This is a genomic window from Spirosoma aerophilum (genome assembly GCF_054782495.1).
The window spans coordinates 1-4146 of the sequence record NZ_BAAGSJ010000003.1; the positions used below are offsets into that span (position 1 = coordinate 1).

Here is a 4146-nt window from a genome sequence, read left to right on the forward strand (position 1 = left end):
GATGTGTTGATGGGCAGTTTCTAACTTCTCTTTAATCGCTCCCTCTTGAGACGAAGGAAAGTCCATGTGCTTATTTCATAAATTGGGCCTTCAATTGGGCACTTGGTTTTAATAAATGTCAAGTGACCCGCCACCGCGGTACCATCTGTAGCATACGGCTATCCAATCGGAGATAGAGAGTTACTGATAATCGTTTCCTTCTATTACCGCTTGAATATGTCAACCTGAAGTCAGTGATCTAGGTAAGCTTTTGCCTGATCCCCCAAAATGTGCCATTCCAGTACGACCAGCGATTACCAGCGTTTTTAAAGCGTAAAGCCTAAGCTCGTTTGCGCTTCCTTCATTTTAATTACGGGTGAGTCGACGGCCATTTTCGCCAACGCTGTATAAATTAATTTGATTGTTTGTTCGACCCGCTGCCAGTCAGCCTGATTACGCAAATCAAGGCCAACAAACGGTCGGTCAAGCTGGGCCAGAATGGTCAGGTAGGACAAACCTCCCAGAACTACCGCTGAAATGGCCTCTTTATCCCCCCCCTCGACAAACGAGAGTTGATCCACCAATTTGATTAATTCCCGATCAAGACTCCTATTGGATGCATCCGCCAGGGGGTCATTTTCCTTGATGGAAGCTTTAAGTAAAGCGCGGGCCGCCGGTTTGGCCCGCATGTTCTCGAAAATCTGTAATACGCTAGCTGACCAGACGCCGGCTAAATCCTTTTTCTGCACAGGTCGTATCTGTTCAATCTGCTGGGGTTCATACTGAGGAATTACCCGCCCGAGTTGAATATAGTAAGCCAGAAGACCCTCCATATTGCCAAAATAGCGGTAAAGGAGTACCTTGCTGACCAAGGCTCGCTCGGCCAGTCGGGTTAGGGTGAGTCCTTCTACACCTTGATCGCTCACTAACTGCTCAAAGGCAATAAGAATTCGTTCCGTGGTCTGGGCGCGGTTTCGTTTATTAGTTTCCAAAAGAAGGTGTATCGCTTTAGTGAATGAAGGAATGATCAACTACTTAAAAGGGATAAACGAAATGTCTATTATATGGTTGTCAGTCGAATGAAATTTAATCAGATTAGACCTGATCCAGGGGGATGCTTCGTACGATGATTAAGTGTATTCGTACTAAATATAGATTAGCTGATTAGCTATAGGCTTTGCTGTGTTTGGTCTAGTCACACGGCTTTACTTTAACAAACAGAAAGCCAGGAGCTGGCCCCTGGCTTTCTGTTTGTTAAAGTAACAATGCAAATTCTACCCGTCGTCTTAACTGAGGGGAACAGGGGTGTTCTAGTTCTTCCGTCAACTCACAGCGGGGGTAGAGATGGGATTGTCCAAAACGGTTTTCCACTGTTTCTCGAGTTGCTGAAAGGGAACCGAAAAGCTTCCCCCATCTAAGACATCCAGAGGCACCCAAAACCGTTGATCATTCTCGATGAACTCCGCGTGTAAGATGTGACGGCCTTTAGCAGTCAGGTTACTGAGCACATCTAAAGCGACGGTAAAAGACTCAAACCACCATGAGTAATTTTTCTTATGACCGTGAACTAGTAATTCTGTAAAATTAACTACCATAAACAATTTGTTTAAAGTTAAGTACAAGTTTACGTTTGCAAAATATGGCGCTAATTTAGTTATTTACTTGGCAGTTTGTCATATGAAGTTTCAGGATAAAGCAATTGTATTTTAACATATCTAGGTATTTATTTGACATTAATACTAAGTAGTTTAACGTATATATTTTATGGGTACAAATAGTTAAGTATATAAATGTTTAACATTTGTTATACGTTATTCTAAATTTTATAAACTAAAAAATAACAGGATTAATCTGTAGTATGTGTATAAAAAGTACGATGTAGCGGTCGAAGACTCATTTAAACCTCCTAGTATTGGTATCATTGACTACCTGCCATCGGGTTCCATATTTCGAGCCAAGGTTACTACCAAACATTTTGTCACATTTTTCTTCTCTATAGTATAAAGCAGCTTTCGCTTACCAGCTGGCAACTATGGCGAACGCCGGTTGGACCTCAACGAACTGTGCATTGCCCATTCCGAAGCGACTTTTTTTGGCGTGTCACGGGCGACACCACAAGTCGGGCCGCGTCACGATGGCCGACGATATTTAAGAAATGCCTTGGCCGAGCCGCAAAGATCGGACCGCCAAAGCAGCCGTCAAAAGGCGGAGTGACTGGATGACGGAGCATAGACGAACATAAATGAAGCGCAAGCCGAGCCGTATACTACGAACTAGAGTGGACAGGAGTTAAATCATTGGCTCACAATTCGCTCCAAGGCGAAACTCAAAGACGTTCGTTTATCTGCTTCTATAAGTAGGGCGTCTAATCAGGCTCATTGTTTAAGAACGGGCAAGTGGCCAGCAGCGGCTGGCCGTCGCGTCGCCACTGGGATACCTGCCGCAGCACACAACGGGCAATTATTTACTACATATTAACAAAAATTGATTTCTAATTAGTAAAATATAAAATAACAGCATAACTTTAAATAGTAAGTATATAGATTGAATGCTCAACAACCTCAACGTAAATACTACTTGTGAATCAGGATAAACACGCTTCGACGAAGGCGGATGTTCCTACCGGGGACTTTTTAAACAGCCTTAGCAATTTGACGCTGATTAACAGCTTACTGGCTCAGTATAAACGGGCCGCCTACGAGAGTATTCGTTTGCTGCCTTGTCAAACCCCGTAAGCTTAACCTTTCCTATAGGCAAATGCATTAAGCCATTGCGTTTATCGATGGCCTCAAACGCCATTTTAGTTAACTTAATGGGAAAAAACCAGACTAACCCTGTTAGTCTGGTTTCCATTTTTATCCACACCATCAAAGGCTCATCTCGGCCTCTGACTCTATAAGGAATAAACCTTTTGTTGATAGTAAAGTTCTATTGATTAACTAGATTTATCTTATTGATATCATTGGGTGAAGTGATTCGCCCGCAATTGAGGGCCGGTCTGCCGTTGGGATTAAACAGATAATAAAAAAATTATAGTCTTATAATTTGCTCCCAAATGAGGCAGCCTCTTGTCGATGTACTTTGAGAGTTCACATTTTGTGAACTTTTTCCGTATATTTACAGTGGCTTATGAAGGCTCATCTAATCAGGAAGGAGACGATTGAGGCTTACGCTGAAAAGAACGCTCGCAGTAAAACTTCGTTCAAGGTTTGGCTCACCGCAGTCAAGTTTGCCGACTGGCAGATGCCCGAGGCTATTAAAGATACGTTTGGGGCCGCTGATTTGCTGGGTAATGGCACCAACCGTGTTGTGTTTGATATTGGCGGTAACAACTATAGGATGATCTGCAAATATGCCTTTGGCAAGAGCCAGGTTCATCTCTTTATTTGCTGGATAGGAACCCACGCCCAGTATGATAAGCTCTGTAAGCACAACGAACAGTATACCGTAAATAGCTACTAAAATGGAAGCACTCCAATACAAGATAATCAAATCTGAGAGACAGTATAGTGACTACTGTGCTACTTTGGAAAGGCTAGTGAATAGCGAGGATCAAGGCGAGAATACGCAAGATGAAATCGAGTTGCTCACTTATCTGATTGAAAAGTGGGATGCCGAACATAACTCATTTGAAGATACCGATCCCATTGAGTTGCTCACAGCATTAATGAGTGAGAAGTCGCTCAAAGCGAAAGATCTGACCCAGATTCTGGGCGTAAGTAAAAGTCTTGTGTCGGATATTTTGCATTATAAGAAAGGGTTGTCCAAGGAGATCATCAGGACTCTTTCAAGCTACTTTAGTGTTTCTCAGGAAGCGTTCAACCGGCCCTATAAATTGAAGGTGCCCGAAAACACCCACTTGAAAAATGCCAGTGTTATGAACACTCGCAAAGATCTGCAACTAGCTTAGAATCAATTTTAGAGTTGAACTCTTGAGTGACATCTGTGGAGCTTTGCTGGAGATAGTCTGATCTTCTCATTAGGTAAAATCCAGCCGTCTGAGAATATCAGAATATGGGCGAATAGTGGATAACAAGAGACAAAGCCGAAAACTGTTGAAGTTGGGGCTACGTTAAAAACCATTCCTTTTGGCGAAGATGTCACTAGACTTAAGCCGATAAGACGGTTTTCACGCTAGCAACGCCTTCGCTGCCTTAAATCCCTTGA

At 42.9% G+C, this 4146-nt stretch carries 3 protein-coding genes; 2 read left to right on the forward strand and 1 reads right to left on the reverse strand.

All coding sequences use genetic code 11. The features are described 5' to 3' along the window. Positions 1-305 precede the first annotated feature (305 nt). Positions 306-971, reverse strand: a complete 666-nt coding sequence (locus tag ACYVK4_RS01910) for a TetR/AcrR family transcriptional regulator (protein ID WP_461125802.1) — start codon at positions 969-971, stop codon at positions 306-308. A 2137-nt stretch (positions 972-3108) separates the two neighbouring features. Here ACYVK4_RS01910 and ACYVK4_RS01915 point away from each other — a divergent pair. Together ACYVK4_RS01915 and ACYVK4_RS01920 are read left to right on the forward strand one after the other, a co-directional pair. Further along, positions 3109-3441, forward strand: coding sequence for a type II toxin-antitoxin system HigB family toxin (locus tag ACYVK4_RS01915; protein WP_461125803.1), 333 nt, complete (start codon positions 3109-3111; stop codon positions 3439-3441). A 1-nt stretch (position 3442) separates the two neighbouring features. Then, positions 3443-3889 carry a helix-turn-helix domain-containing protein gene (locus ACYVK4_RS01920; RefSeq protein ID WP_461125804.1) on the forward strand — a complete coding sequence of 149 codons (447 nt, stop codon included), beginning with the start codon at positions 3443-3445 and terminating at the stop codon, positions 3887-3889. Positions 3890-4146: the final 257 nt, after the last annotated feature.

Bases quoted from the DNA above. Each gene is read 5' to 3' on its own strand.
- ACYVK4_RS01915 (WP_461125803.1), top strand. From the start codon at position 3,109: ATGAAGGCTCATCTAATCAGGAAGGAGACGATTGAGGCTTACGCTGAA.
- ACYVK4_RS01920 (WP_461125804.1), top strand. From the start codon at position 3,443: ATGGAAGCACTCCAATACAAGATAATCAAATCTGAGAGACAGTATAGT.